Below are 25,135 nucleotides of genomic sequence, written 5' to 3' on the forward strand. Positions count from 1 at the left end.
CTCCCAAGCAACCCGAGCCGTTCAAGGCGGCGCGTGCGCTGGTTCGGCGCATATTCTCTTTACCATGCCGACCGCTGGCATCGTCGACTGGCATATAGCGGATTCCCGCAATCCCGCCACAGTAATGCATCTATTTGCATACTGCCATTAGGCGAATGGGGGCTTCTCCAATGGCGAAGCCTTGTTTTCATTTCATTTTCACCGATCGAAAACCCTCCAGGCAACCAACCAGTCGTGGCAAGCTTGACTGTATACAAATGTGTGCAATAAGACGCGGAGGTCAAATCAACTGCAAAGGCGGATCGGTTCCAGGTGATGATCGGCGCATCGACAGACTACGACGTGCTCGTCGCCGGCGGCGGCAATGCCGCACTGTGCGCGGCCATCAGCGCCCGGCGCGCCGGCGCCAGCGTCCTCGTCGTGGAAGCGGCGCCGCGCTTCTATCGCGGCGGCAACACGCGCCACACGCGCAACATGCGCTGCGCCCACGATGAGGCGACCGAAACCCTGTCCGGCCCCTATTTCGAGGACGAGTTCTTTGACGACCTGCTCCGCGTGACCGGAGGCAACACCGACGCAGATCTGGCGCGCATGATGATCGCCGAATCCAAGAAGATGCTGACCTGGATCGCCGAGCAAGGCGTGCGCTTCCAGCCCTCCCTCGGCGGCACGCTCAGCCTCGGGCGCACCAACTCGTTCTTCCTCGGCGGCGGGCGGGCGATGCTCAATGCCCTCTACCGCACCGCCGAAAGCCTCGGCGTCGAAGTCGTCTATGACGCGGAGGTGGTGGGCCTCGACATCGAAGGGTCGCAATTCCGCGCCGCCCGGGTCCGGCACGCCGGCACAGAAACCACCGTTCGCGCAAAAACCTTCGTCGCCGCCTGCGGCGGCTTCGAGGCGAACATCGAATGGCTGAAAGAGGGCTGGGGCGAGATCGCCGAGAACTTCCTGATCCGCGGCACCCCCTACAACCGCGGCACGGTGCTGAAGATGCTGATCGACAGCGGCGTCGGGCAGATCGGCGATCCGACGCAATGCCATGCCGTGGCGATTGACGCGCGCGCGCCGAAGTTCGACGGCGGCATCATCACCCGCCTCGACTGCGTCGTCTTCGGCATCGTCGTCAACAAGCACGCCGAGCGGTTCTACGACGAGGGCGAGGACGTCTGGCCGAAGCGCTACGCCATCTGGGGGCGCCTTGTCGCCGCCCAGCCCGACCAGATCGCCTATATCGTCTTCGACGCTCCGTCGCTCGACCTCTTCATGCCGTCGCTCTTTCCCCCGGTGAAGGCCTCGACGCTGGGCGAGTTGGCCGGCAAGCTCGGCCTCGAGCCGGCGGCGCTCGAACGTACGGTCGCCGGCTTCAACGATGCCGTCCAGCCCGGACACTTCGACCAGACGAGCCTCGACGACTGCCGCACCGAAGGCATCGAGCCCGCCAAGAGCCATTGGGCGCGCCGCATCGAGCAGGCGCCCTTTTATGCCTATCCGGTCCGGCCGGGCATCACCTTCACCTATCTCGGCGTCAAGGTGGACCGGCGGGCGCGCATGCTGATGGATGACGGGCGACCCGCAGCCAACATGTTCGCCGCCGGCGAGATCATGGCCGGCAACGTGCTCGGCCAGGGTTATGCCGCAGGCATAGGCATGACGATCGGCAGCGTCTTCGGACGCATCGCCGGCCGCGAAGCCGCTGCCCTCGTTTCGTCCACCTGCCCGTCGTCGGAGGCCGCATGAACATCCACGCCCAGCCGGCGCACGCGACGGCAAGCCTCGCCGAGGCCGACCGCCTGATGACGGTCTGCAATTCCTGCCGCTACTGCGAGGGTCTGTGCGCCGTCTTTCCGGCAATGGAGATGCGGCGCGCCTTCTCCGACGGCGACCTCAACTACCTCGCCAATCTCTGCCACAGCTGCGGCGCCTGCTTCCACGATTGCCAGTTCTCGCCGCCGCACGAGTTCGACGTGAACGTGCCGAAGACGCTGGCGATCGTGCGCAACGATTCCTACCGCGCCTATGCCTGGCCGCGCGCCTGTGCCGGTCTTTTCGACCGCAACGGGCTGGCGATCAGCCTCATCGCCGCTGTGAGCGTCGCGGTCTTCGTCGCCGGCTTTGCTGCCTGGCATGACCCGTCCGTGGTCTTCGGCGTGCATACCGGCCCCGGCGCGTTCTACAAGCTGATGCCGCACGATGCGATGGCCCTGCTCTTCGGCGCCGCCTTTGCCTATGCCCTCGTCGCTCTCGCCATGGGCGTCCGCAATTTCTGGAAGGACATCGGCGAGCCCGCCACGACGCTCGCCGAACCTGCCTCGCTCTGGCAGGCGATCAAGGATGCGTGCAGCCTGCGCCATCTCGACGGCGGCGGCGTCGGCTGCATGAACGAGGATGAGGCCCCGACCGACCGCCGGCGCCTCTACCATCACATGACCTTCTACGGCTTCATGCTCTGCTTTGCGGCGACGTCGACGGCGACGCTCTACCACTACGTGCTCGGCATGGAGGCGCCCTACCCGGTCTACGATCTCCCGGTCGTGCTCGGCACGGTCGGCGGCATCGGCCTCCTCGTCGGGCCTGCCGGCCTGCTTCACGCGAAATGGCTGCGCAACCCGGTCCTCATGGACGGCTCGCGCACCGGCATGGACGTCGCCTTCCTCGCCATGCTGTTCCTGACCAGCCTGACGGGCCTGCTGCTGCTCGTTCTGCGGGCCACGCCCGCCATGGGCCTGATGCTCGCCCTTCACCTCGGCGTCGTCTTCAGCCTCTTCGTCACCATGCCCTACGGCAAGTTCGTCCACGGTATCTACCGGTTCCTGGCCCTGGTGCGCTACGCCAGGGAAAGGCGGCAGATCGGCGGCGCCTGACCGAGAAACCGGCGTCATCGTCAAGCAACCAAGCTTTCGTGGATCAAAATGCGGTACGATGAAAAGCCTTTATATCCGCAATCTCTAATAAAATACGATGCACCTTGGGCCACGTTGTTTCGGCAATGGCGATTCCTTTTCAGGTGTCAGGAAGCGTGTTATCCCCCACGGACGATTGTACTGGGAGGACCTATGAGACAGCTATTGATTGCCGCGAGCGCACTGGCGCTTGGCGCCGGAACCGCTGCCGCACAGGATCAGGTTTACGACTGGTCGGGAGCGTATGTCGGTGTGCAGGCTGGGTATGCTTTAGGTCAATCCCTCTACACAAACACGGACTTCCCGACCGAATACGTCAACTACGATCCTGACGGCTTCTTTGGTGGCGTCTACGCCGGCTACAATTTTCAGATGTCCAACAATGTCGTTCTGGGCATTGACGGCGACCTGAACTTCACGGGCATCAAGGGAAGCAATGACTACTGGTGGGTAGGCGGCATCCCGGTTCCGACAGCAAGCGCCGAGATCAAGTACACAGCCGCGCTTCGTGCACGCCTCGGCTATGCAATGGGTCGGGTCCTGCCATATGTGGCGGGCGGGCTTTCCGTGGCGAAATACGACTTCGATTTCATCAGGGATACCGGCTTTGTGCACTATGCGGAAAGCGAGACCATGGTCGGCTGGAATGTCGGCCTGGGCGCCGAATATGCCGCCACCGACAGTCTCGTCCTGCGCGCCGAGTACCGCTATTCTGATTATGGTTCAAAAAGCTTCGCGCAGCCGGACTTCTTCAGAATCGATGATGCCCATATCACGCTGTCGTCGCACGACTTCCGCTTCGGCATCGCCTACAAGTTCTGACGCCATTCACGGCGTTCAAGCCCTTGAACTGCTGATTTATTGGCTTCCACCAAGTTGGTGGTGCCCCTAGCCGGGATCGAACCAGCACTCCTTGCGGAACTCGATTTTGAGTCGAGCGCGTCTACCAATTCCGCCATAGGGGCCTGCCCTAAACGGACAGAACGGTCGCGGACTATACGGTCAGCCACCCGCCCGTCAACTGCCCAGGCGTGCGATTGTGCGACAGATTGTGCAAGTAAAGCTCGTTTCGCATTCGTGAAGTCCTCACGCATTGTGCGGCACGGCAATTCTTCCTAAACAGGCAGCGCGTTATCCTAGGGGGCCAGATGCTTCGCCGACTCTACGACTGGACCTTGTCGCTCGCGGCAAGGAAATCCGCCGAATGGTGGCTGGCTTTCATCGCCTTCATCGAAAGCTCGATCTTCCTGGTTCCAGCCGACGTGCTCTATTTGCCGATGGCGCTGTCGCGGCCCGACCGCGCCTACCGCTACGCCATCGTGGCGACGGTGGCCTCGGTGCTCGGCGGCATCGCCGGCTGGTTCCTCGGCCACTACGCCTTCGAGGCGGTGGCCAAGCCGGTGCTCGAATTCTACGGCAAGTATGACGAGTTCGAAGCGCTCAAGGTCGCATCCGGCACCGGAATCATCCTGTTGATGCTGGTCACCTCGGGGCTGTCCCACCTGCCGCCGATCAAGGTGGTGACGATCCTTGCCGGCGTCGTCGGCTTTCCGCTCGGCTGGTTCATCGTCTCGGCGATCATCGCCCGCGGCGCCCGCTTCCTGTTCCTGGCCTGGCTGCTCAGGACCTATGGCGAGCCGATCAGGCACTTCATCGAAAAGCGCCTCGGCCTGCTGGCCGGCGTCGCCGCCGCTGCCCTTATTTTGCTCTATCTTCTCGTCAAGTACCTCCACTGAACGGCAAGTGCCGGTAACCAGACTGGGCAACACGCAATGACCACCCTCGCCTCCCCGAGCGGACGCAGCCAGACGCTGACGGCGCTCTTCCTCGCCGTTGCCATGGCCGTCGTCGTCGGCACCGCGCTCGGCTTCCAGCACATCGGCGGCTACATGCCCTGCAAGCTCTGCCTCGAGCAGCGCACGCCCTACTATGTCGGCGTGCCGCTGATGGCGTTGGCCGCCCTGTCCTCGGCCATGCATTGGCCGGCCTGGCTGACCCGCGCATTGCTCGCCCTCGGCGGCCTGCTGATGCTCTATGGACTTTATCTCGGCGCCTATCATGCCGGCGTCGAATGGCGCTGGTGGTCCGGCCCGACCGACTGCGCAGCAGTCAGCGGCACCGTCGACACCGGCGGCAAGGGCCTGCTCGACGTGCTCAACGAGGTCGTGCCGCCGCGCTGCGAGGATGCGGCACTGCGCGTGCTCGGCCTGTCCTTCGCCGGCTGGAACGTGCTCGCCAGCGCCTTCCTGGCGGTCGTGGCCCTGCGTGGTGCGTTCAGGAAGTAAAGCCTTTCCTTCTCCCCGCCTGCGGGGAGAAGGTGGCCCGAAGGGCCGGATGAGGGGCAGCGATTACTCCTGAAAGACCGGCTCGGCCCCTCATCTGCCTGCCGGCATCTTCTCCCCGTAAACGGGGAGAAGAACGAAGCGGCTCTACGGCTCCAGTTCGACATCCCAGTATAGATAATCCATCCAGCTTTCGTGCAGGTGGTTGGGCGGGAACAGCCGGCCGTTGTTGTGCAGGTCGTGCACGGTCGGCTGGAACGGCCTCTGCAGCGGCCACATCTTGGCTTGCGCCGGCATCATGCCGCCCTTCCTGAGATTGCAGGGCGAGCAGGCGGCGACGACGTTTTCCCAGGTCGTGGCCCCGCCGCTGTGGCGCGGGATGACGTGGTCGAAGGTCAGGTCCTCCGGCGTGCCGCAATACTGGCACTGGAAGCGGTCGCGCAGGAATACATTGAAACGGGTGAAGGCCGGATAGCGCGACGGCTTCACATAGGTCTTGAGGCTGACGACGCTGGGCAGCTTCATCGAGAAGGTCGGCGAGGAAACGGCGTGCTCGTATTCGGCAACGATGTTGACGCGTTCGAGGAACACAGCCTTGATCGCGTCCTGCCAGGACCAGAGCGACAAGGGGTAGTAGCTGAGCGGACGATAATCCGCATTCAGCACTAGTGCTGGGAGCCCATCCGGAGACACGGCAACCGTCACTTCGCGTACCTCCTTGGCTCCCGAACCCAACGGTGCGGATACTGTAAGCCCGAGGTGACAGGAATGTGAAGCGCCTAGTCGGTCACAAAGCCCGTCAAAAATACGCGATTTTGCGCATTCAGGCGGGATTTCCGGCCGGCGGCGCGCCATCGCGGCCCCGGGTCTCGCGATAATACGCCCAGAACAGTCGCGACGCGACCCCCCGCCACGGCGCCCATGATTCGGCAAGCCGAATCAGCGCCTTCTCGCCGGGCCGCGGATCGATGCCGAGCGCATGCCCGACGGCCGACTGCAGGGCGACGTCGCGGGCCGGGAAGATGTCGGGATGACCGGCGGCAAACAACAGATAGACCTCCGCCGTCCATGGCCCGATGCCCGATATGGCGACCATGGTCGCCATCGCCTCCTGCGCCTCCAGCCGGCAGAGTCTGTCGAGGTCGAGGCCGTCGGCGACAGCCTGGGCGACGGCCAGCAGCGTGCGCTGCTTGGGCCGCGACAGACCCGCTTCGCGGAACAAGTCCTCGCCGGCGGCGAGCAATGCTGCCGGCGTCAGCGGGTCGACAAGCGTGGCAAGACGGCCGAAAATCGCCTTGGCGCTCGCCGTCGACACCTGCTGCGAAACGATGATCGAGGCGAGGCTGGCAAAGCCGGGCTCGGTCAGCCTGAGCGGCACCTCGCCGGCCATCCCGCGCACGGCCTCGAGCCGCCGGTCGACCGCGCAAAGCGCGTCGAGACCGCGGTGGACGTCGTCGAGACTGGAGATCCGGCGCATGGCGTCACTTGTTAGGTTGCGTCGGGCACCGTAGCAATCGGCAAGGCAACCGTTCAATGCGAAACCGCAACGCTCATGACTGCTCCTGTCTTCCGCTTCGCCCCGAGCCCGAATGGCGAACTGCATCTCGGCCACGCGCTTTCGGCCCTGACCAACCAGCGCATGGCCAACGCCGCCGGCGGCCGGCTGCTGCTGCGCATCGAGGACATCGACGTCACCCGCTGCACGCCGGAGTTCGACGCCGGCATTTTCCGCGATCTGGCGTGGTTGGGCATCGACTGGGAAGAGCCGGTGCGCCGACAGTCGGAACACTTCGGCGAGTATGAAGCAGCACTCGAACGCCTCAGGCGCGAAGGACTGGTCTATCCCGCCTTCATGAGCCGTGGCGACATCCGCGCCGCGATCATGGCGTTCGAGGCAACGGGAAAGACCTGGCCGCGCGATCCCGACGGCGCCCCGCTCTATCCCGGCACGGACAAGACCATGTCGCGCAACGAGCGCATGCAGCGTATCGATGCCGGCGCGCCCTTCGCCTGGCGGCTCGACACGGCGGGGGCACTGGCCAGGCTGAAGGGCCGGTTGAGTTGGCGGGAATGGGCGGATGAAACCATGCCCTCGACCACCGACGTGGCGGCGGACCCGCTGCAATGGGGCGACGTCGTCATCGCCCGGCGCGAGATACCGACCAGCTACCACCTGTCGGTGGTCATGGACGACGCGCTGCAGGGGGTGAGCCATGTCGTGCGAGGCCGCGACCTCTATTTCGCGACGTCGGTGCAGAGGCTGCTGCAGGAGATGCTCGGCTTGCCGCAGCCGAGCTATTTCCACCACCGACTGGTGCTCGGTCCGGACGGTCGCAAGCTGTCGAAAAGCCAACGCGACACCGGCCTCGCGGCATTGCGCGAGGCCGGCGAGACGTCGGAAGGCGTCAGGCGGATGCTGGGATATTAGGTCGCACCGTCCAACCGACGGGCGGTGCAGTTAGGCGGTCGTGCGTCCTTCGACAAGCTCGGGGTGAGGACCGTTGGTGCCGTCGCAATGTCGTCGAACTTCTCGACGGTGGTGCTGGCAACAGTTACGCTCCTCATCCTGAGCTTGTCGAAGGACGCACGACCAGACAACCGCCGTCAGAACCTGGCAAATCCCGCCTTGACCAGCGCCAGCACGCTGATGAAGACGAAGGCGCCGCCAAGCCCCCAGGCGACGGCGAGGTTCAGGTCGCGCAGCGTAATGCCATAGCTGTTGGCGACCAGAACGGCGCCAAAGAAGCCGACAGTGAACAGCAGCATGTTGCCCGTTGGGCCGAAGCCGTCGTCCTTCATGATGGCGTCGAGTGCTGCGCCGAAGAAGAACGCCATGACGGCGACGAAGGCGATTGCCATCATCAACCAGCCCGGATCGAGATTCCACAACATCTTCGGTCCTTTCAGAGGCCGACTGTGCAGTTTCTACCGGGCCGCCTCCCGGGGTGTGCATCACCCAGATCGGGTCGTCAGATCAGGTTCGGTGAATCTATGGATCAATCGTTTCATTTTGCTTGCGCGAATATTCGGCATTAGAGCGATCGCATGAACTCCCTACCGGGCGCGGTGTCCGGCGACGCACGGTGGCCCATGACATCCTCTCCAAAGCGGCTGATCCCGGCCACCTTCGTGCTGCTGTGGGCAACCGGCTTCATCGGCGCGCGCTACGCCATGCCGTGGGCGGAGCCATTCACCTTCCTTGCCATCCGCTTCGTGCTCGCCTTCCTGATCCTCGGCGGCGTGATGCTGGCGCTCGGCTCGGCCCGGCTCTCGCGGCGCGCGGCGCTCCATGCCGTGCTCATCGGCATGCTGCTGCACGGCGTCTACCTCGGCGGCGTGTTCTGGGCGATCCACCAGGGCCTGCCGGCCGGGCTGTCGGCGCTCATCGCCGGCCTTCAGCCGCTGGTGACGGCGGTGCTGGCAGGCAAGCTTCTGGGCGAAGAGATCCGCCCGCGCCATTGGGTCGGGCTCGCCACGGGCTTCGCCGGCGTGGTCATCGTGCTGTCGCCCAAGCTCGGCGCGCTCGGCGGCGGCGTGACCTGGCAAACGCTGACGGCATCCATCATCGCCATGGCCGGCATCAGTGCCGGCACCATCTGGCAGAAGCGCGTCGGCGCATCGGGCGACCTCGTGACCGGCACCTTCTGGCAATATGTCGGCGCGGCGCTCCTGACGACCATCGCCTCGCTGGCATTCGAGACGCGGCAGATGACGGTCAATGGCGAGCTGATTTTCGCCATGGCCTGGCTGGTGTTCGTGCTGTCGATCGGCGCGATATTCCTGCTGATGGTGATGATCCGCGACGGCGCCATGTCGAAGGTCGCCTCGCTGTTCTACCTCGTGCCGGCCGTGACTGCGGTCATCGCCTGGCTGCTGTTCGGCGAGCAATTGTCGGCGATCCAGCTCGTCGGCATGGCGATCGCCACGCTGGGCGTCGGCCTTGCCATGGCTCAGCCGGGCACGCGGGCGCGGGCCTCGAGATAGCGGCTGATCGCGGCGTTGAGCTCGCCGCCGAGGATGAAGATCGCCGAGACGATGTAGAGGAACACCACCGCGATCATGATCGAGGCGAGGCCGGCATAGGTGGTGACGTAGGACGAGAATGTGTCGAGATAGGCGGCGAAGATCGTCGACCCGGCGAGCCAGGCGAGCAGCGTGAAGACGATGCCGGGGAGGATGCTCATGAAGCGCCGGCGGCCGGCGGGCAGCCAGATGTGCACGGCAAACAGCCCGAACACGATGACCGCCGAGGCGATGGTGAAGCGCCACACGGTGATGGTGCCCATATAGGGCTGGATCCACTCGAACTTGGCCTCGAGGAGGCGCGCGATGATCGGCGCGAACACCAGCAGCACCGAGATGGCAACGAAGCTGATCGTGGCGATCAACACGAAAATCAGGCTCTGGATGCGGCGGAACCAGAAGGTGCGGGTTTCCGCGACGCGGTAGGCGCGATTGAGCGAGGTGCGCAGCGCCTCGACGCCGTTGGAGGCGAAGTAGGCTGCAAGCACGACGCCGTAGGTCAAGAGGTCGGTGCGCGGCACGGTCAGCACGTTGACCACTTCGCGTGCGATGGGTGCCGCGATCTGCTCGGGCCAGGTGTCGAACACCAGGTGCACGGCGGTTTCGGCAAAGGCATCGGCGCCGAGGAAGCTGGCAAGCGTGGTGGCGAAGATGAGGAACGGAAACAGCGCCATCAGCGTCGAGATGGCGAGATGACTGGCCATCGCCCAGCCGTCGTCGTCATGGAAGTGGCCGGCTGCGTCGAAGAGCACGCGCCTCGTGGCGACGATCTTGCGCATCAACTCCAGTTTACCGCTCCGTCCGATTGTTTCCAGGGCGCGAATATGGGAAGGGTTTGCCCCGGTTGGCAAGTGTTGGCGGCAGCGAAGTGAACCCGATCAAGGAGTTACGCACGATAATCGTGACTGGCGCGTCGTCTGGCATCGGCGCCCATTGCGCCCGTGCGCTGCACGCGGAAGGCTGGCGCGTATTCGCCACGGCACGCAAGCCGGAGGACATCGCAGCCTTGGAAGCCGACAGCATCGAGGCGCTCTATCTCGACTATGCCGAGCCGCAATCGATCGAGGCGCTGGTGGCGACCGTACTGGAGCGCACCGGCGGCAGGCTCGACGCGTTGTTCAACAACGGTGCGCATGCCCAGCCCGGCGCGGTCGAGGACCTGCCCATGGCGGCGCTGCGCGACCAGTTCGAGGCCAATTTCTTCGGCTGGCACGACCTGACCCGGCGCATCGTGCCGGTCATGCGCGCGCAGGGACATGGCCGCATCGTCAACTGCTCGTCGATCCTGGGCCTGACGCCGGTGCCGTTTCGCGGCGCCTATGCCGCCTCCAAGCATGCGCTGGAAGGCCTGATGCTGTGCATGCGCCAGGAGCTCGCCGGAACGGGCGTCCATGTCGCGATGATCGAGCCAGGCCCTGTGACGTCGAAGATCGCCACCAACGGGCTGGCCTGGTTCCTGCGCTACATCGATCACGAGCGCTCGGTCCACCACGAAGCCTATCGCGCACAACTCGCGAGACTTTCCGGCGGCGGCTCCAAATCGCGGATGAAGCTGGGGCCGGAAGCGGTTCATGCGGTATTGCGACACGCCCTGCTGTCGCCGCGCCCGCGTCCGCATTATGTTGTCACGACCCCGGCGAGAATCGGCGTCGTGCTGAAGCGCCTCCTGCCCGCCTCGCTGCTCTACCGAATTCTGGCCCGCCAAGCCTGACCGGCCAACCGAACTGGAACCCAAATGGCTACCGTATTCAACATCCTCGCCGTCGTCTTCATGTTCGCAGTCGTGGTCGTCCTGATCCGCGGCCTCATCAACATGCTGCGCGGCGGCTCGGGCAACGCCTCCAACAAGCTGATGCAGGCGCGCGTGCTGTTGCAGGCGGTGGCGCTGGTGTTCATCCTGCTGACCCTCTATTTCACACGCGGCGGCTGAACTGGGATGGTCAAGCTCAACAAGATCTACACCCGTACCGGCGACGACGGCACGACCGGCCTTGGCAGCGGCGAGCGGCGGCTGAAATCCGACCTGCGCGTCGAAGCCTATGGCGCGGTCGACGAAGCCAATGCCTGCATCGGCATGGCCCGGGTGCACACGGCAACCGAAAACCCCGACATCGACGCCATGCTCGGCCGCATCCAGAACGACATGTTCGACCTCGGCGCCGACCTGTCGACGCCCGATACCGGCAAGGACCTCGGCTACGAGCCGCTGCGCATCATCGCCAGTCAGACCGCGCGCATCGAAGCCGACATCGACCGGCTCAACGCCGACCTCGCCCCGCTCCGGTCCTTCGTTCTGAACGGCGGCTCGCCGGCGGCGGCGGCCCTTCACCTCGCCCGCACGGTCGCCCGGCGCGCCGAGCGCGTGATGGTGGCTCTCACCCAGGACCCGGACGAGCACGTCAACCGCGAAGGCATCCGCTACATCAACCGCGTCTCGGACCTGCTGTTCGTCGCCGCGCGCGTGGTCAATGACAACGGAAAAGCCGATGTGCTATGGGTTCCCGGCAAGAACCGCTGATTGGCCTGAAAGCTTGAATCTGCGCATCGTACTTTCCGAAATCGATTTCGGGTCGATGCTGTCGCCGGGAGGGCGGAAGCGAAACGCATGTTCATTCCGCTCTACGATTCGAACCGGCTGCGCCACATCCGCCTGCAATATGTGACGTTCGGCCTGATCGCCATCAACGTCATCGTCTATTTCGCGACGTCGCTCGGCAGCGAGGAGTTCGCGACCGCCGCGGTCCTCGGCCTCGGCTACATCCCCTCGGTGGTGCATGACCTTGCCGAGCTGTCTCCCGACCTGATCATCATCCCGGAAAAGCTGAGTTACGTCACCTATTCCTTCCTGCATGGCGACATCCTGCATCTCGGCGGCAACATGCTGTTTTTGTGGGTGTTCGGCGACAATGTCGAGGACGCGCTCGGCCATTTCCGCTTCCTGGTCTTCTATTTGCTCTGCGCAGTCGCCGGCGCTTTCCTGCATGGCCTGATCCTGCCCGATTCCCAGACGCCGTTGATCGGCGCCTCGGGCGCCATCGCCGGCATCGTCGTCGCCTATCTGATTCTCTATCCGCGCGTGAAGGTGTGGGTCCTCGCCTTTGCCCGTATCCCGCTGCGCATTCCGGCCTGGATCCCGCTGGTACTGTGGGTGTTGTTCCAGTTCACGATGATCGCCATCGGTGGTGACGACGAGGTCAGCTGGGCTGCCCATGTCGGCGGCATTATTGCCGGCGCCGTGCTGGTGCTGGTGCTGCGCAGGCGCGACGTGCCGCTCTTTGCAGATGCGGAAGAGGCCGTGCCAAGCCCCGAAAAGACCGAAGCGCCCGCCATGCCCGAGCCGGCGACGCCGGAGCCGCCGACGGCGCAACCGGCACCGCGCTGGGGCCGGCAATAAGCCCGCGAAAGCTCGGTTTGTTTCAAACGATTTGAGCTTGAAGCAGATATTGACGTTAACGTTAGCCACAACTACGTTCCCGCCGCTTGCGGCAGCCCTCCCGCCACCAAAAGCGCGAGATCAAGTCTGTTTTTCCGCCCAATATGTCGGCAATCGACAATTGCGTCGGCCCGAGCGCTGCTATAGCGCGGCTCACATCGCTGTTCAGAGAGGTACCAGCCCATGAAAGTTCTCGTCCCGGTGAAGCGGGTTGTCGATGCGAACGTCAAGGTTCGGGTTAAGGGCGACGGTTCGGGCGTCGAACTCGCCAATGTGAAGATGGCGATGAACCCGTTCGACGAGATCGCGGTCGAAGAGGCGATCCGCCTCAAGGAGGCCGGCAAGGTCGAGGAAATCGTGGTGGTTTCGATCGGACCTGCCCAGGCCCAGGAAACGCTGCGCACCGCACTCGCCATGGGCGCCGACCGCGCCATCCTGGTCAAGACCGATGAAGCCGTCGAGCCGCTCGGCGTCGCCAAGGTGCTGAAGGGCGTGGTCGAGGCGGAGACGCCGGGCCTGGTGCTGCTCGGCAAGCAGGCGATCGACGACGATTCGAACCAGACCGGACAGATGCTGGCGGCCCTGCTCGGCTGGGCCCAGGGCACTTTTGCCTCGAAGATCGAACTCGCTGGCGACAAGGCCAATGTGACGCGCGAAGTCGACGGCGGCCTGCAGACCGTGTCGCTCAAGATGCCGGCGATCGTGACGGTCGACCTGCGCCTCAACCAGCCGCGCTATGCCTCGCTGCCCAACATCATGAAAGCCAAGAAGAAGCCGCTCGACGAGAAGTCGGCAGCCGACTTCGGCGCCGACATCGCCCCGCGCCTCAAGGTGCTGAAGACCGAAGAGCCGGGCGGCCGCAAGGCAGGCGTCAAGGTCAAGACGGTGGCCGAGCTGGTCGACAAGCTCAAGAACGAAGCCGGCGTGCTCTAAGCGAAGCGGAAAGGGATCACACACATGGCAATTCTCCTCATCGCCGAACACGACAATGCTTCGCTCTCCGACCAGACCGCCAAGGCGCTGTCGGCAGCCCAGAAGATCGGTTCCGACATCGACGTCCTGGTCGCCGGCAAGGGCGCCAAGGCAGCCGCTGACGCAGCCGCCAAGCTGAAAGGCGTGCGCAAGGTTCTGCTCGCTGAAAGCGAAGAACTGGCCGAGCGCCTGGCCGAGCCAACCGCAGCACTGGTCGTCGGCCTCGCCGGCAACTACGACACCATCGTTGCCGCCGCGACCTCGACCGGCAAGAACGTCGCCCCGCGCGTCGCAGCCCTGCTCGACGTCGCCCAGGTCTCGGAGATCATCGAGGTCGTCTCGGCCGATACCTTCAAGCGCCCGATCTATGCCGGCAACGCCATCCAGACGGTGCAGGCAATCGGCGCCAAGAAGGTCATCACCGTGCGCACCGCCTCGTTCCAGGCAGCCGGTGAAGGCGGTTCGGCTTCGGTCGAGACTGTTGCGGCCGCGGCCAATCCCGGCCTCTCGACCTTCGTCGAGAACAAGCTGTCGGAGAGCGACCGTCCGGAGCTGACCTCGGCCAAGATCATCATCTCGGGCGGCCGTGCGCTGGGTTCGGCCGAGAAGTTCCAGGAAGTCATCCTGCCCGTCGCCGACAAGCTCGGTGCCGCCGTCGGCGCCTCGCGCGCTGCCGTCGACGCCGGCTACGCCCCCAACGACTGGCAGGTCGGCCAGACCGGCAAGGTCGTGGCGCCCGACCTCTACATCGCCTGCGGCATCTCGGGTGCGATCCAGCACCTCGCCGGCATGAAGGACTCGAAGGTCATCGTCGCCATCAACAAGGACGAGGAAGCGCCGATCTTCCAGGTCGCAGACTACGGCATCGTCGGCGACCTGTTTACCGTCCTGCCGGAACTCGAAAAGGCGCTTTGACGCCCACTCGCGTCAGGGATTAAAATGTGATGGCCGGGGTAGACGAATGCTACCCCGGCCATTTAGTTTGCATTGCACAAAACTAAAAAAGCATGCGACGGGATAGGTGTGATGACGGGTAAGATCGAGACGATCGGCATTGTCGGCGCTGGCCAGATGGGCGGCGGCATCGCACACGTGTCCGCGCTGGCCGGCTACAGCGTGCTTCTCTACGACGTTTCGCCGGAGCGCATCGAAAAGGGCATCGCCACCATCAACGGCAACCTGGCGCGCCAGGTCGCGTCCGGCAAGCTCGAGGACCAGGCCCGCAAAGACGCCATGGCGCGCATCGGCTCGGCGCCTGCCATGGCCGACCTCGCCAGCGCCGACCTCGTCATCGAGGCAGCGACCGAGGACGAGACGATCAAGCGCAAGATCTATGCGCAGCTCTGCCCGCAGTTGAACCCCGAGGCGATCCTCGCAACCAACACCTCCTCCATCTCGATCACCCGACTGGCGGCCCAGACCGACCGTCCGGAACGCTTCATCGGCATCCACTTCATGAACCCGGTTCCGGTGATGAAGCTGGTCGAACTGGTGCGCGGCATCGCCACCGAGGACAAGACCTTCGAGACGGCCAAGGCCTATGTCCGCCACCTCGACAAGACGGTGACGGTGTCGGAAGACTTCCCGGCCTTCATCGTCAACCGCATCCTTCTGCCGATGATCAACGAAGCGATCTACACGCTCTATGAGGGGGTCGGCACCGTCGAGGCCATTGACACGGCGATGAAGCTCGGCGCCAACCATCCGATGGGCCCGCTGCAGCTCGCAGACTTCATCGGCCTCGACACCTGCCTGTCGATCATGCAGGTGCTGCATGACGGGCTGTCGGACTCGAAGTACCGCCCCTGCCCGCTCTTGGTGAAATATGTCGAGGCCGGCTGGCTCGGCCGCAAGACCGGACGCGGCTTCTACGACTATCGCGGCGAGCATCCGGTCCCGACGCGCTGACGACCGTCAGTTCAGGAGGTTGGGTGCATACCAGCCGGGCGTTTGGTCCGGCGGCATCGGCGCAAGCTCGACGCGATTGCGCCCCGCACCCTTGGCTTCGTAGAGATGCAGGTCGGCGACCCGGAACAGCTCCTCGAAGCCGACCGGCCTGTTGAACACCGCCCCGCCGACACTGACCGTCAGCCGATGAATCCGGCCGGCAGGCTGGAACGACGCCTCCGCCACCGAACGACGAATGCGTTCGGCGATGTCGGCGGCATTGACGGGTGACGCGCCCGGCAGGAAGACGGCGAATTCCTCGCCGCCGAGGCGGCCGAGCATGTCGTCCGAGCGCAGGCAGGGCTGGATCGCGGCAACGATGACACGCAACGCCTGATCTCCTTCGGCATGGCCGAAACTGTCGTTGACCGACTTGAAGTGGTCGGCATCGATGACCAGCAGCGCGCCCATGGCGCGCTGGTTGCGGCGCTCGATCTCGCGCGCCAGCACGTCATTGACGCGACTGGAGAATGCACCCCGGTTGAGACAGGCGGTCAAGGCATCGGTCGATGCCGCAACGACGAGCTTGTGATTGACGATCGCCAGTTCGCGCAATTTCAGCGTCAGATAGAAGAACAGCGGCGCCGCCAGAAGGATCGGCACCACGGTCGCCTCGATCAGAACAAGGTCGAAGACCTCGGCGCCGACATTCTTGAAAAGCACGAAGGTGACGGCGAGCGAGAACGCGACGCAGCCGAGCGTCCCGAACACCGTCCAGCCGGCCAGTTGCAGCCACGCGTTCCACGACAGCTTCTTCAAAGATGCCCGCAATGCTGCCACCTCCTTGATCTTGCATCGATATTGGGTCGAGCGGCATGAACAAGGGGTTAGCGCCGGCACTCAAATGCGAGCGATTCGGCAATCGTCAGCTTGTCGGTTGCGATTGCCGGGTGGTGCGTCCTTCGACAGGCTCAGGATGAGGGGCGTATGCGCAACCGCGAAGCTAGCTTGGAGTGAAGAGGAGTGTCCGCACCAGCGCCTTTCATCCTGAGCCTGTCGAAGGACGCACCACCTGGCAGCCTTTGCAAATCAGACCCGCTTGCCGTCGCCGCCGAAGAAATGCAGCTTCTCGCGCCGCGTGAGCACCGGCAACTGGTCGCCCACCGCCACGGCGGTGCGGCCGGGCACGCGAACGACGATGCGTCCGCCGGCGGCCTCGCAGTAGAGAAAACTCTCTGCACCGACCGGCTCGACACCCTGCACCCGGGCCATCAGGCGGAGCCCACCCTCCGCCGCGGCGCCGTCGGCGCCGACTTCGCAATCCTCCGGCCTGAAGCCGATGGTGGCGGCATTGGTGGGTATTGCCGGCAATGAGACAGCACCCTCGAGCTGGCCGCTGCGCAGCGGCAGGAGGTTCATCGGCGGCGCGCCAATGAACGAGGCGACGAAGGTCGACGCCGGCTTCTCGTAGATGTCGAGCGGCGCGCCCAGTTGTTCGACGAGGCCGGCATTCATCACCACCAGCACGTCGGCCAGCGTCATCGCCTCGAGCTGGTCGTGGGTGACGTAGACCGAGGTGACGCCGAGCTGGCGCTGCAGGTTCTTGATCTCGACGCGCATCTGGCCGCGCAGCTTGGCGTCGAGGTTGGAGAGCGGTTCGTCGAACAGGAAGACCTTGGGGCTGCGCACGATGGCCCGGCCCATGGCGACGCGCTGGCGCTGGCCGCCGGACAATTCGCGCGGACGCCGCTCGAGCAGATGGGCAAGTTCCAGCGTCTGCGCGGTGGCGCGCACGCGCTTGTCGATCTCGTCCTTCGGCATGCCGCGGTTGCGCAGGCCATAGGCCATGTTGTCATAGACCTTCATATGCGGATAGAGCGCATAGTTCTGGAACACCATGGCGATATCGCGTTCGGTCGGGCCGATGGCGTTGACCACCTTGCCATCGATCGAGCAGGTGCCGGCCGAGATCGTTTCCAGCCCGGCGATCATGCGCAACAGCGTGGACTTGCCGCAGCCGGACGGCCCGACGAGCACGCACAGCTGCTTGTCGGGTATGGCGATGGAAACACCCTTCACCGCCTCGACCCCGCCGGGATAGACCTTCTTGACGTCCTTGAGATCGACGGTTGCCATTATTTCTCCGTATCGACGAGGCCGCGGACGAACCAGCGCTGCATCAGCACCACGACCAGGATGGGCGGCACGATGGCCAGCATGGAGGTGACCATCACCAGATGCCACTCGGTGTCGGCATCGGCGAAGGAGATCATCTTCCTCAGCGCAATGACGATGGTGTTCATGTCGTTGCGGTTTGTGACGAGCAGCGGCCAGAGATATTGCGTCCAGCCGTAGATGAACAGGATGACGAACAGTGCCGCGATGTTGGTGCGCGACAGCGGCAGCAGGATATCCCAGAAGAAGCGCCACGGCCCGGCTCCGTCGACGCGCGCGGCCTCGACCAGTTCGCCCGGGATGGTGAGGAAGAACTGGCGGAACAGCAACGTCGCCGTTGCCGACGCGATCAGCGGCACGATCAGGCCGGCATAGGTGTCGATCAGGCCGAAATCGACCATGACCTTGTAGGTCGGCAGGATGCGCACCTCGACCGGCAGCATCAGCGTGATGAAGATCAGCCAGAAGAACGTCATGCGGAGCGGGAAGCGGAAAAAGACGATGGCATAGGCCGACAGCAGCGAGATGATGATCTTGCCGATGGCGATGCCGAGCGCGACGACCGTCGTGTTGAACAGCAAAGTCGCCACGCTGACCCCGCCGATGCGGCCAACGCCGCCGAACAGCGCCTCGGAATAATTCTCGACGAAGCGATCGCCCGGCAGCAACGGCAGCGGCGGCCTCAGGATCGTCTGCAGCGAATGCGTCGAGGCGACGAAGGTGTAGTAGATCGGAAACGCCACGATCAGGATGCCAAGCACCAGCACGAGGTGGGCGATGAAGGTGCGGATGGGGGAATTGTCGATCATGGGCGGATGCCGCCTTCCCTTCTCCCCTTGCGGGAGAAGGTGTCGCCGCAGGCGACGGCTGAGGGGTACTCCAGGAATGTGCCGGCCAAAAAGTCTGAAGGACGAAGGCCTGTGTTCTGTTGAACACCCCTCATCCGACCTCGCTGCACTCGGCCACCTTCTCCCGCAAGGCGAGAAGAAAAGATCGTCTCACCCATAATGCACCTTCTTCTCGACATAGCGGAACTGGATGGCGGTGAGCGCGATGACGATGACCATCAGGATCACCGACTGGGCAGCCGAGTCGCCGAGGATGAGATTGACGAAGCCGTCATTGTAGACCTTGTAGACCAGTGTCTCGGTCGCCTTGCCCGGTCCGCCGCCCGTGACGGCATGGATGATGCCGAAGGTGTCGAAGAAGGCGTAGACGGTGTTGACCACCAGCAGGAAGAAGGTGGTCGGCGCGAGCAGCGGAAAGACGATCGTCCAGAACCGCTTGGTCGGCTTGGCGCCATCGATGGCTGCCGCCTCGATCAAGGTCTTCGGGATCGCCTGCAGGCCGGCGACGAAGAACAGGAAATTGTAGCTGATCTGCTTCCATGAGGCGGCGGCGACGACCAGGGCCATCGCCTGCTCGCCGTCGAGCAGCGGGTCCCAGTTGATGCCGAGCCAGCGCAGGCCGTAGGCGAGCGAGCCGATAGACGGGTTGAACAGGAACAGCCACAGCATGCCGGCGATGGCCGGCGCGACCGCATAGGGCCAGATCATCAGCGTGCGGTAGACGCCGCGGCCGCGGATGACCTTTTCCGCCATGACCGCAAGCAGCAGAGCCGTGCCCATGGCCACGGCCGCGGTGGCGATCGAAAACACCGCCGTGACCTGGATCGAATTCAGGTAGTTGGGGTCCGACAGGACCTTCTTGAAATTGGCGAACCAGACGAATTTCGACGACAGGCCGAACGGGTCTTCCCGTAGCATCGACTGGCGCAGCGCCTGGCTGGCCGGCCAATAGAAGAAGATCAGCGTAATCGCCAGCTGCGGCGCAACCAGCAGGTAAGGCAGGATCTTGTTGGGGAAGACGACGCGTGGGGACAATGAGGGCCTCGTGACAGACGTCAGGCGTTGATGCCGCCCCTCATCCGCCTGCCGGCACCTTCTCCCCGTAAAGGACGGGGAGAAGGGACAAGCGGGAACGTGGATGCCCCCTCTCCCCGTTTTTCACGGGGAGAGGGTAAGGGTGGGGGGCAATTCCGAGCAGACGAGCGGGATCAGTTCCCGATCGCTTCCTGGATCGCCTTGTTGCCGCGCGCAACCGTGTTGTCGAGCGCCTGCTGGGCGGTCTGCTGGCCGGCGAGCATCTTCTCGAGCTCTTCGTTCTCGATGTCGCGGACCTGCGGCAGGTTGACGAGGCGGACGCCCTTCGAGTTCTCGGTCGGCTCCTTGCCCATCATCTGCTTGATCGGGATCTCGCGGGCCGGGTTCTTGTCGTAGAAGCCCGACTTCTTGGTCTCTTCATAGGCCGCAAGCGTGACCGGCAGGTAGCCCGAGACCTGGTGCAGGCGTGCCTGGATCGGCGTCTGCGACAGGAAGTTGAAGAAGGCGGCGACGCCCTTGTACTGCTCGTCCGGCAAGCCGGCGAAGACCCACAGCGAAGCACCGCCCGGGATGGTGTTTTGCGGCGCACCCGCGGCATCCGCCTCGTAGGGCAATTGGCCGGTGCCGTAGTTCATGCCCGACTTGACGATGTCGCCCAGGCCGCCCGAGGATTCGGTGAAGATGCCGCATTCGCCGGCGAGGAAGATCTGCTTGGCCTCGGAGGTGCGGCCGCCGTACTTGAAGGTGCCATCCTTGGCGAGGTCAGCCAGTTCCTGGAAGTGCTTGACGAAGGCCGGAGCGTTGATCTTGAGCTCGACGTCGGTGCCACCGATGCCGTTCTCATTGGTGCCGTAGGACAGGTTGTTCCACGCGGCAAAATTCTCGGTGTGGATCCAGGTCAGCCACGTCGAGGTGAAGCCGCAGGGGGCTGCGCTGCTCGACTTGATCTTCTTGGCGGCGTCCCATACCTCGCCCCAGGTCTTGGGCGGGTTGTCGACGTCGAGGCCGGCTTTCTGGAAGATGTCCTTGTTGTAGTAGAGGATCGGCGAGGACGAATTGTACGGGAACGACAGCATAGTGCCGTCGGGCTTGGAATAATAGGCGACGATGCCCGGCAGGTACTGGCTCTTGTCGAAGGCCTGGCCGCCCATCGACAGGATTTCGGCCACCGGCTTGATGGCGCCTTCGGCGCCCATCATCGTGCCGGTGCCCGCATCGAAGACCTGCATGATCGTCGGCGGCTGCTTGGCGCGGAACGCGGCGATGCCGGCGTTCAGCGTCTCGGGATAGGTGCCCTTGAAGACCGGAACGACCTTGTATTCGCTCTGGCTCTCGTTGAATTCCTTGGAAAGCTGGTCGACGACCTCGTTGTTCGCGCCGGTCATGGCGTGCCACCATGAAATCTCGGTGACGGCGAAGGCGGAGGTGCTGGACAACAGCGTCATGGTGGCGGCAACACCGGCCGCGAAGCCTAGGGTCTTCATGTCTCGCTCCCGTTCTGGTTGGCGAAATGTTTAGTTCCGCGGGGAGCAGTATTGTCGGATTATGACAGCGCTACAACAGTTTTGTAGAGATCGTATGACGATCACATTTGGCTCGCTTCGATTTCGCTTTCCCTACAACCATATGACAAGATTTCGGTTTTCCGGAAAACGAAAGAAATTTGCCGAGAATTAGACCCAACTCAACTGCCGGCAACGCCGGCTAATGAAAGGGTTGAAATGGAATGGATATGCCACGAGGCACCCTTCGCGGATGAAAACCACGAAAGATACGCCGCCAAATCATGCAATCTAGAATTGCAGGAGCAAGAAGATAAACGTGTGTGGATACGCCAGTCTATTTGGCCAGCGCGGCCTCGATCAGCTTCTTGGCGTCGGGGCTCGCCCATTCGGCCGGGCCGTTCATATTGGCGAGCAGGCAGCCTTCGCCGTCAACCAGCAGCGTCACCGGCAGGCCGAGCGCCAGCCCGCGCTTCTTGAGGTCGTTGAAGACGGCGAGCGTGTTGTCCCTGTAGTAGCCGAGCGAGGTGATGCTGATCTCGTCGAGGAACTTCTTCGGCTTGGTGTCGTCGCCGGTGTCGACATTGACCGCCACGACCTCGAAGTTCTCGCCGCCCATCTCGCGCTCCAGCGCATCGAGCGCCGGCATCTCGGCGCGGCACGGCGCGCACCATGTGGCCCAGAGATTGATCAGCAGCGTGCGGCCGGCATGATCGGCCACCGTCATCGGCTTGCCCTCAGAATCGTTGAAGGCGAGCTTCTTCAGCGACTGGGGCGGATCGGCCGGCATCATCGCCGCGACCTGGCCTGTGGCTGCGGCGCCGATAGCCTTGGCGATGTCTGCCTTGGCGGCACAAACCTTGTCCTCGGCGCTGGCTTCCGCGTTCGTGTCGGCGGCGACCTGCGGCGAAGGGGCGTTGTTGCCAGGAAGGGTGCTGCTGACATATACCGCGACCGCGCCGGCGATCACGCCTGCAACGGCGGCGAGGATGATATGGCGTGGCGCGGGGATCATTTTTCTGCGGTCCGACATCTGTTCAATTTTTCTCCGGAGCCCGGTATCACGATGAGCGACAAGAAGGCCAGCAACCAGATGTGGGGCGGACGTTTTGCCTCGGGCCCGGCCGCGATCATGGAGGCCATCAACGCCTCGATCAGCTTCGACAAGAAGCTCTACGCCCAGGACATCCGAGGTTCCGTCGCCCACTCCGAGATGCTGGCGGAAACGGGCATTATTTCGACCGACGATCAACGGAAAATCGCTCACGGCCTGAACACGATCCTGCGAGAAATCGAGGACGGCAAGTTCGAGTTTTCGACCCGGCTCGAAGACATCCACATGAATGTCGAGGCGCGCCTCGCCGAGTTGATCGGCCCGGCGGCCGGCCGCCTGCACACCGCGCGCTCGCGCAACGACCAGGTGGCGGTCGATTTCCGGCTCTGGGTCAAGGACGAGTTCCACCGCGTCGCCGAGGCGCTGAAGGGCCTGATCGCGGCTTTCCTTGAGCGCGCCGAACAGCACGCCTCGACGGTCATGCCCGGCTTTACCCATCTGCAGACGGCGCAGCCGGTGACCTTTGGCCACCACTGCATGGCCTATGTCGAGATGTTCTCGCGCGACCTCGGCCGCGTCCGCGATGCCATCGAGCGCATGGACGAGAGCCCGCTGGGGGCTGCGGCGCTCGCCGGCACCGGCTTCCCGATCGACCGCTTCAGGACGGCCAGGGCGCTCGGCTTCCGCGAGCCGACCCGCAACTCGCTCGACAGCGTCTCCGACCGCGACTACGCGCTCGAATTCCTGTCGATCGCGGCGATCTGCGCCACGCATTTGTCGCGCCTCGCCGAGGAGATCGTCATCTGGTCGACGCCGCAATTCGGCTTCGTGCGCCTGTCCGACAGCTATTCGACCGGCTCGTCGATCATGCCGCAGAAGAAGAACCCCGACGCCGCCGAACTGGTGCGCGCCAAGACCGGCCGCGTCAACGGCCACCTGATCGGCCTTCTGACGGTGATGAAGGGTTTGCCGCTGACCTATTCCAAGGACATGCAGGAAGACAAGGAAGCGGTGTTCGACGCTGCCGAGACGCTCGACCTGATGGTCGCCGCCATGACCGGCATGGTCGGCGACATGACCATCAACGACCAGGCGATGAAGCGTGCCGCCGGCTCGGGCTATTCGACGGCGACCGACCTCGCCGACTGGCTGGTGCGCACGCTCGGCATGCCGTTCCGCGAGGCCCATCACGTCACCGGTCGTGCCGTGGCGTTGGCCGAAAGCAAGAAGGTGGGCCTGGAAAAGCTCAGCCTCGACGACCTCAAGTCGATCCACGTCGGCATCACCGACGACATCTTCTCGGTGCTGTCGGTGCAGAACTCGGTGAAGAGCCGCACGTCCTTCGGCGGCACGGCGCCTGCGGAGGTGAAGAAGCAGATCCGCTACTGGAAGAAACGCCTGACGAAAGCTTGATCGAGCCGGGGTGCAATGAGCAAAAATCTCCGCTACAAGCGGCGGGGAAATTTTCTCGGATGGATGGGTCATGACCGCTGGCAGGATTTTGGTGACGCTTGGGCTGATCGCGGCGGTCGGCATGGTTTCGGCCTGCGGCCGCAAGAGCGGTCTCGACACGCCCTACGAAGCCGCGGTGCAGGCGCAGAAAGACGCGCAGAAGGCCGGCCAGCCAGCGACGGCCGCACCGCAAAAACCGGTCGAGGACAAGCCTTTCATCCTCGACCCGCTGCTCTGAGCAGCATTCCACCTTTCGAAAGCCCGTGCCGTGAACCATTTCGACTATCGTGACGGCGTCCTGCACGCCGAAGGCGTGGCACTGACCGACATTGCCCGGACAGTCGGCACCCCATTCTATTGCTATTCGACGGCAACGCTGACGCGTCACTTCAACGTCTTCTCCAAGGCCTTCGCCGATCTCGACTCGCTGGTCTGCTATGCCATGAAGGCAAACTCCAACCAGGCCGTGCTGAAGACCCTGGCCAGGCTCGGCGCCGGCGCCGACGTGGTGTCCGAAGGCGAAATGCGGCGCGCGCTGGCCGCGGGCATTCCAGCCAACAAGATCCTGTTTTCCGGCGTCGGCAAGACCGCGCGCGAAATGGACTTCGCGCTGCAGGCCGGCATCCTGTGCTTCAATGTCGAATCCGAGCCGGAGCTCGAATTGCTCTCGGCTCGCGCTGTCGCCAACGGCAAGACGGCGCCCGTGTCGCTGCGCATCAACCCCGACGTCGATGCCAAGACGCACAAGAAGATCTCGACCGGCCTGGCCGAAAACAAGTTCGGCATCCCGCGCCAGCATGCGCGCGAGGTCTATGCCCGCGCAGCAGGCCTGCCCGGTCTCAAGGTGACCGGCATCGACATGCATATCGGCAGCCAGATCACCGAGTTGCAGCCCTTCGACGACGCCTTTGCGCTGCTGGTCGAACTGGTCGCGACACTGCGCGCCGACGGCCACGCCATTGACCATGTCGATCTCGGAGGCGGGTTGGGCATTCCCTACAAGACCGACAACTCGCCGCCGCCGCTGCCCGACGCCTATGCCCAGATCGTGCACAAGCATGTCGGCAAGCTCGGCCTCAAGGTGATGTTCGAACCGGGTCGCCTGATCGTCGGCAATGCCGGCATCCTGGTGTCCGAAGTGATCTTCGTGAAGGAAGGCGACGCCAAGAACTTCCTGATCGTCGACGCCGCGATGAACGACCTGATCCGGCCGACGCTCTACGACGCCTATCACGACATCCGCCCGGTGCTGCAGGCCAAGGCCGATGCGCCGCGCATGACGGTCGACATCGTCGGGCCGGTCTGCGAGACCGGCGATTTCCTCGGCCTCGACCGCGACCTGCCCAGGCTCGAGTCGGGCGACCTGATCGCGGTCAGCACCGCCGGCGCCTATGGCGCGGTCCAGGCAGGCACCTACAACACCCGGCCTCTGGTGCCCGAAGTGCTGGTCGACGGCGACCGCTTCCACGTCATCCGCAAGCGCCAGACCTATGAAGAACTGATCGGCCTCGATTCTGTGCCGGACTGGCTGGCTTAAGTCTTTGACTGAGAACGGTTGGTCGGTCGTGCGTC

27 protein-coding genes and 1 tRNA gene are annotated in these 25,135 nt (G+C 64.0%); 17 read left to right on the forward strand and 11 right to left on the reverse strand.

Going from position 1 to position 25,135, the window contains the following annotated elements; all coding sequences use genetic code 11:
• Positions 1 to 315: 315 nt before the first annotated feature.
• From tcuA to ASC75_RS08505, 3 genes are all read left to right on the forward strand, one after another.
• The gene (tcuA, locus tag ASC75_RS08495; RefSeq protein ID WP_055973100.1) at positions 316 to 1,737 is read left to right on the forward strand and encodes an FAD-dependent tricarballylate dehydrogenase TcuA; all 1,422 of its coding nucleotides are present in this window, start codon (positions 316 to 318) and stop codon (positions 1,735 to 1,737) included.
• Entirely contained in the window at positions 1,734 to 2,861 is a 1,128-nt protein-coding gene (gene tcuB / locus ASC75_RS08500; RefSeq protein WP_055973103.1) for a tricarballylate utilization 4Fe-4S protein TcuB, read from the forward strand. The genes tcuA and tcuB overlap by 4 nt, the downstream gene beginning before the upstream one ends.
• 192 nt (positions 2,862 to 3,053) lie before the next feature.
• Entirely contained in the window at positions 3,054 to 3,722 is a 669-nt protein-coding gene (locus tag ASC75_RS08505; RefSeq protein WP_162244911.1) for an outer membrane protein, read from the forward strand.
• A 58-nt stretch (positions 3,723 to 3,780) separates the two neighbouring features.
• Here the strand turns inward: ASC75_RS08505 and ASC75_RS08510 are convergent.
• A tRNA-Leu gene (locus ASC75_RS08510) sits at positions 3,781 to 3,865 on the reverse strand.
• 183 nt (positions 3,866 to 4,048) lie between these two features.
• On the opposite strand from ASC75_RS08510, the gene ASC75_RS08515 reads away from it, so the two are divergent.
• Both ASC75_RS08515 and ASC75_RS08520 read left to right on the forward strand, forming a co-directional pair.
• On the forward strand, positions 4,049 to 4,636 hold the full coding sequence (locus tag ASC75_RS08515; protein ID WP_055973109.1) for a YqaA family protein: 588 nt from the start codon (positions 4,049 to 4,051) through the stop codon (positions 4,634 to 4,636).
• Positions 4,637 to 4,672: 36 nt separating this feature from the next.
• On the forward strand, positions 4,673 to 5,185 hold the full coding sequence (locus ASC75_RS08520) for a disulfide bond formation protein B (protein WP_055973113.1): 513 nt from the start codon (positions 4,673 to 4,675) through the stop codon (positions 5,183 to 5,185).
• 144 nt (positions 5,186 to 5,329) lie between these two features.
• Here the strand turns inward: ASC75_RS08520 and ASC75_RS08525 are convergent, their stop codons facing one another.
• Both ASC75_RS08525 and ASC75_RS08530 read right to left on the reverse strand, forming a co-directional pair.
• Positions 5,330 to 5,887, reverse strand: a complete 558-nt coding sequence (locus ASC75_RS08525) for an HNH endonuclease (protein ID WP_055973389.1) — start codon at positions 5,885 to 5,887, stop codon at positions 5,330 to 5,332.
• Positions 5,888 to 6,005: 118 nt separating this feature from the next.
• Positions 6,006 to 6,659, reverse strand: coding sequence for a DNA-3-methyladenine glycosylase (locus tag ASC75_RS08530; RefSeq protein ID WP_055973115.1), 654 nt, complete (start codon positions 6,657 to 6,659; stop codon positions 6,006 to 6,008).
• Positions 6,660 to 6,734: 75 nt separating this feature from the next.
• Here ASC75_RS08530 and gluQRS point away from each other — a divergent pair, with 75 nt between their 5' ends.
• Positions 6,735 to 7,610 carry a tRNA glutamyl-Q(34) synthetase GluQRS gene (gluQRS, locus tag ASC75_RS08535; protein WP_055973118.1) on the forward strand — a complete coding sequence of 292 codons (876 nt, stop codon included), beginning with the start codon at positions 6,735 to 6,737 and terminating at the stop codon, positions 7,608 to 7,610.
• Between the two features lie 176 nt (positions 7,611 to 7,786).
• Here gluQRS and ASC75_RS08540 read toward each other — a convergent pair whose 3' ends face one another.
• Entirely contained in the window at positions 7,787 to 8,074 is a 288-nt protein-coding gene (locus ASC75_RS08540) for a hypothetical protein (protein WP_055973121.1), read from the reverse strand.
• Positions 8,075 to 8,272: 198 nt separating this feature from the next.
• Here ASC75_RS08540 and ASC75_RS08545 point away from each other — a divergent pair, with 198 nt between their 5' ends.
• A complete protein-coding gene (locus tag ASC75_RS08545; protein ID WP_055973392.1) occupies positions 8,273 to 9,166 on the forward strand; it encodes a DMT family transporter in 894 nt (297 codons plus the stop codon).
• Here ASC75_RS08545 and ASC75_RS08550 read toward each other — a convergent pair.
• A complete protein-coding gene (locus tag ASC75_RS08550; RefSeq protein ID WP_184117426.1) occupies positions 9,133 to 9,984 on the reverse strand; it encodes a YihY/virulence factor BrkB family protein in 852 nt (283 codons plus the stop codon). The two genes, ASC75_RS08545 and ASC75_RS08550, sit on opposite strands and share 34 nt — an antisense overlap.
• 98 nt (positions 9,985 to 10,082) lie before the next feature.
• On the opposite strand from ASC75_RS08550, the gene ASC75_RS08555 reads away from it, so the two are divergent.
• From ASC75_RS08555 to ASC75_RS08585, 7 genes are all read left to right on the forward strand, one after another.
• Positions 10,083 to 10,916 carry an SDR family oxidoreductase gene (locus ASC75_RS08555; protein ID WP_055973395.1) on the forward strand — a complete coding sequence of 278 codons (834 nt, stop codon included), beginning with the start codon at positions 10,083 to 10,085 and terminating at the stop codon, positions 10,914 to 10,916.
• Positions 10,917 to 10,940: 24 nt separating this feature from the next.
• Entirely contained in the window at positions 10,941 to 11,135 is a 195-nt protein-coding gene (locus ASC75_RS08560; protein ID WP_055973126.1) for a twin transmembrane helix small protein, read from the forward strand.
• Between the two features lie 6 nt (positions 11,136 to 11,141).
• Positions 11,142 to 11,723 (forward strand): cob(I)yrinic acid a,c-diamide adenosyltransferase, encoded by a 582-nt coding sequence (locus ASC75_RS08565; protein ID WP_055973129.1) that lies wholly within the window; start codon positions 11,142 to 11,144, stop codon positions 11,721 to 11,723.
• An 87-nt stretch (positions 11,724 to 11,810) separates the two neighbouring features.
• Positions 11,811 to 12,599 carry a rhomboid family intramembrane serine protease gene (locus ASC75_RS08570; RefSeq protein ID WP_055973132.1) on the forward strand — a complete coding sequence of 263 codons (789 nt, stop codon included), beginning with the start codon at positions 11,811 to 11,813 and terminating at the stop codon, positions 12,597 to 12,599.
• A gap of 222 nt (positions 12,600 to 12,821) precedes the next feature.
• Positions 12,822 to 13,571, forward strand: coding sequence for an electron transfer flavoprotein subunit beta/FixA family protein (locus ASC75_RS08575; RefSeq protein ID WP_055973135.1), 750 nt, complete (start codon positions 12,822 to 12,824; stop codon positions 13,569 to 13,571).
• Positions 13,572 to 13,595: 24 nt separating this feature from the next.
• A complete protein-coding gene (locus ASC75_RS08580; protein ID WP_055973138.1) occupies positions 13,596 to 14,525 on the forward strand; it encodes an electron transfer flavoprotein subunit alpha/FixB family protein in 930 nt (309 codons plus the stop codon).
• 111 nt (positions 14,526 to 14,636) lie between these two features.
• Positions 14,637 to 15,518 (forward strand): 3-hydroxybutyryl-CoA dehydrogenase, encoded by an 882-nt coding sequence (locus ASC75_RS08585; RefSeq protein WP_055973141.1) that lies wholly within the window; start codon positions 14,637 to 14,639, stop codon positions 15,516 to 15,518.
• A gap of 6 nt (positions 15,519 to 15,524) precedes the next feature.
• Here the strand turns inward: ASC75_RS08585 and ASC75_RS08590 are convergent, their stop codons facing one another.
• The 6 genes from ASC75_RS08590 to ASC75_RS08615 form a co-directional block, all read right to left on the reverse strand.
• The gene (locus tag ASC75_RS08590; RefSeq protein WP_162244912.1) at positions 15,525 to 16,328 is read right to left on the reverse strand and encodes a GGDEF domain-containing protein; all 804 of its coding nucleotides are present in this window, start codon (positions 16,326 to 16,328) and stop codon (positions 15,525 to 15,527) included.
• 258 nt (positions 16,329 to 16,586) lie between these two features.
• On the reverse strand, positions 16,587 to 17,633 hold the full coding sequence (ugpC, locus tag ASC75_RS08595; RefSeq protein ID WP_055973144.1) for a sn-glycerol-3-phosphate ABC transporter ATP-binding protein UgpC: 1,047 nt from the start codon (positions 17,631 to 17,633) through the stop codon (positions 16,587 to 16,589).
• Positions 17,633 to 18,481: a sn-glycerol-3-phosphate ABC transporter permease UgpE gene (gene ugpE / locus ASC75_RS08600; RefSeq protein ID WP_055973148.1), complete on the reverse strand. Its 849-nt coding sequence runs from the start codon at positions 18,479 to 18,481 to the stop codon at positions 17,633 to 17,635. The genes ugpC and ugpE overlap by 1 nt, the downstream gene beginning before the upstream one ends.
• A 189-nt stretch (positions 18,482 to 18,670) precedes the next feature.
• The gene (ugpA, locus tag ASC75_RS08605; RefSeq protein ID WP_055973152.1) at positions 18,671 to 19,555 is read right to left on the reverse strand and encodes a sn-glycerol-3-phosphate ABC transporter permease UgpA; all 885 of its coding nucleotides are present in this window, start codon (positions 19,553 to 19,555) and stop codon (positions 18,671 to 18,673) included.
• A gap of 173 nt (positions 19,556 to 19,728) precedes the next feature.
• A complete protein-coding gene (gene ugpB, locus ASC75_RS08610) occupies positions 19,729 to 21,039 on the reverse strand; it encodes a sn-glycerol-3-phosphate ABC transporter substrate-binding protein UgpB (protein ID WP_055973155.1) in 1,311 nt (436 codons plus the stop codon).
• A 355-nt stretch (positions 21,040 to 21,394) separates the two neighbouring features.
• Positions 21,395 to 22,090 (reverse strand): TlpA disulfide reductase family protein, encoded by a 696-nt coding sequence (locus ASC75_RS08615; protein WP_055973162.1) that lies wholly within the window; start codon positions 22,088 to 22,090, stop codon positions 21,395 to 21,397.
• A 33-nt stretch (positions 22,091 to 22,123) separates the two neighbouring features.
• Here ASC75_RS08615 and argH point away from each other — a divergent pair, with 33 nt between their 5' ends.
• The 3 genes from argH to lysA all read left to right on the forward strand — a co-directional run bounded on the left by argH (position 22,124) and on the right by lysA (position 25,100).
• Positions 22,124 to 23,524, forward strand: a complete 1,401-nt coding sequence (argH, locus tag ASC75_RS08620) for an argininosuccinate lyase (RefSeq protein ID WP_055973165.1) — start codon at positions 22,124 to 22,126, stop codon at positions 23,522 to 23,524.
• A gap of 70 nt (positions 23,525 to 23,594) precedes the next feature.
• The gene (locus ASC75_RS08625; protein WP_055973168.1) at positions 23,595 to 23,801 is read left to right on the forward strand and encodes a lipoprotein; all 207 of its coding nucleotides are present in this window, start codon (positions 23,595 to 23,597) and stop codon (positions 23,799 to 23,801) included.
• A gap of 30 nt (positions 23,802 to 23,831) precedes the next feature.
• A complete protein-coding gene (lysA, locus tag ASC75_RS08630; protein ID WP_055973171.1) occupies positions 23,832 to 25,100 on the forward strand; it encodes a diaminopimelate decarboxylase in 1,269 nt (422 codons plus the stop codon).
• Positions 25,101 to 25,135: the final 35 nt, after the last annotated feature.

Origin of the sequence: Aminobacter sp. DSM 101952 (genome assembly GCF_001424795.1) — a bacterium.
Lineage (GTDB): Bacteria > Pseudomonadota > Alphaproteobacteria > Rhizobiales > Rhizobiaceae > Aminobacter > Aminobacter aganoensis.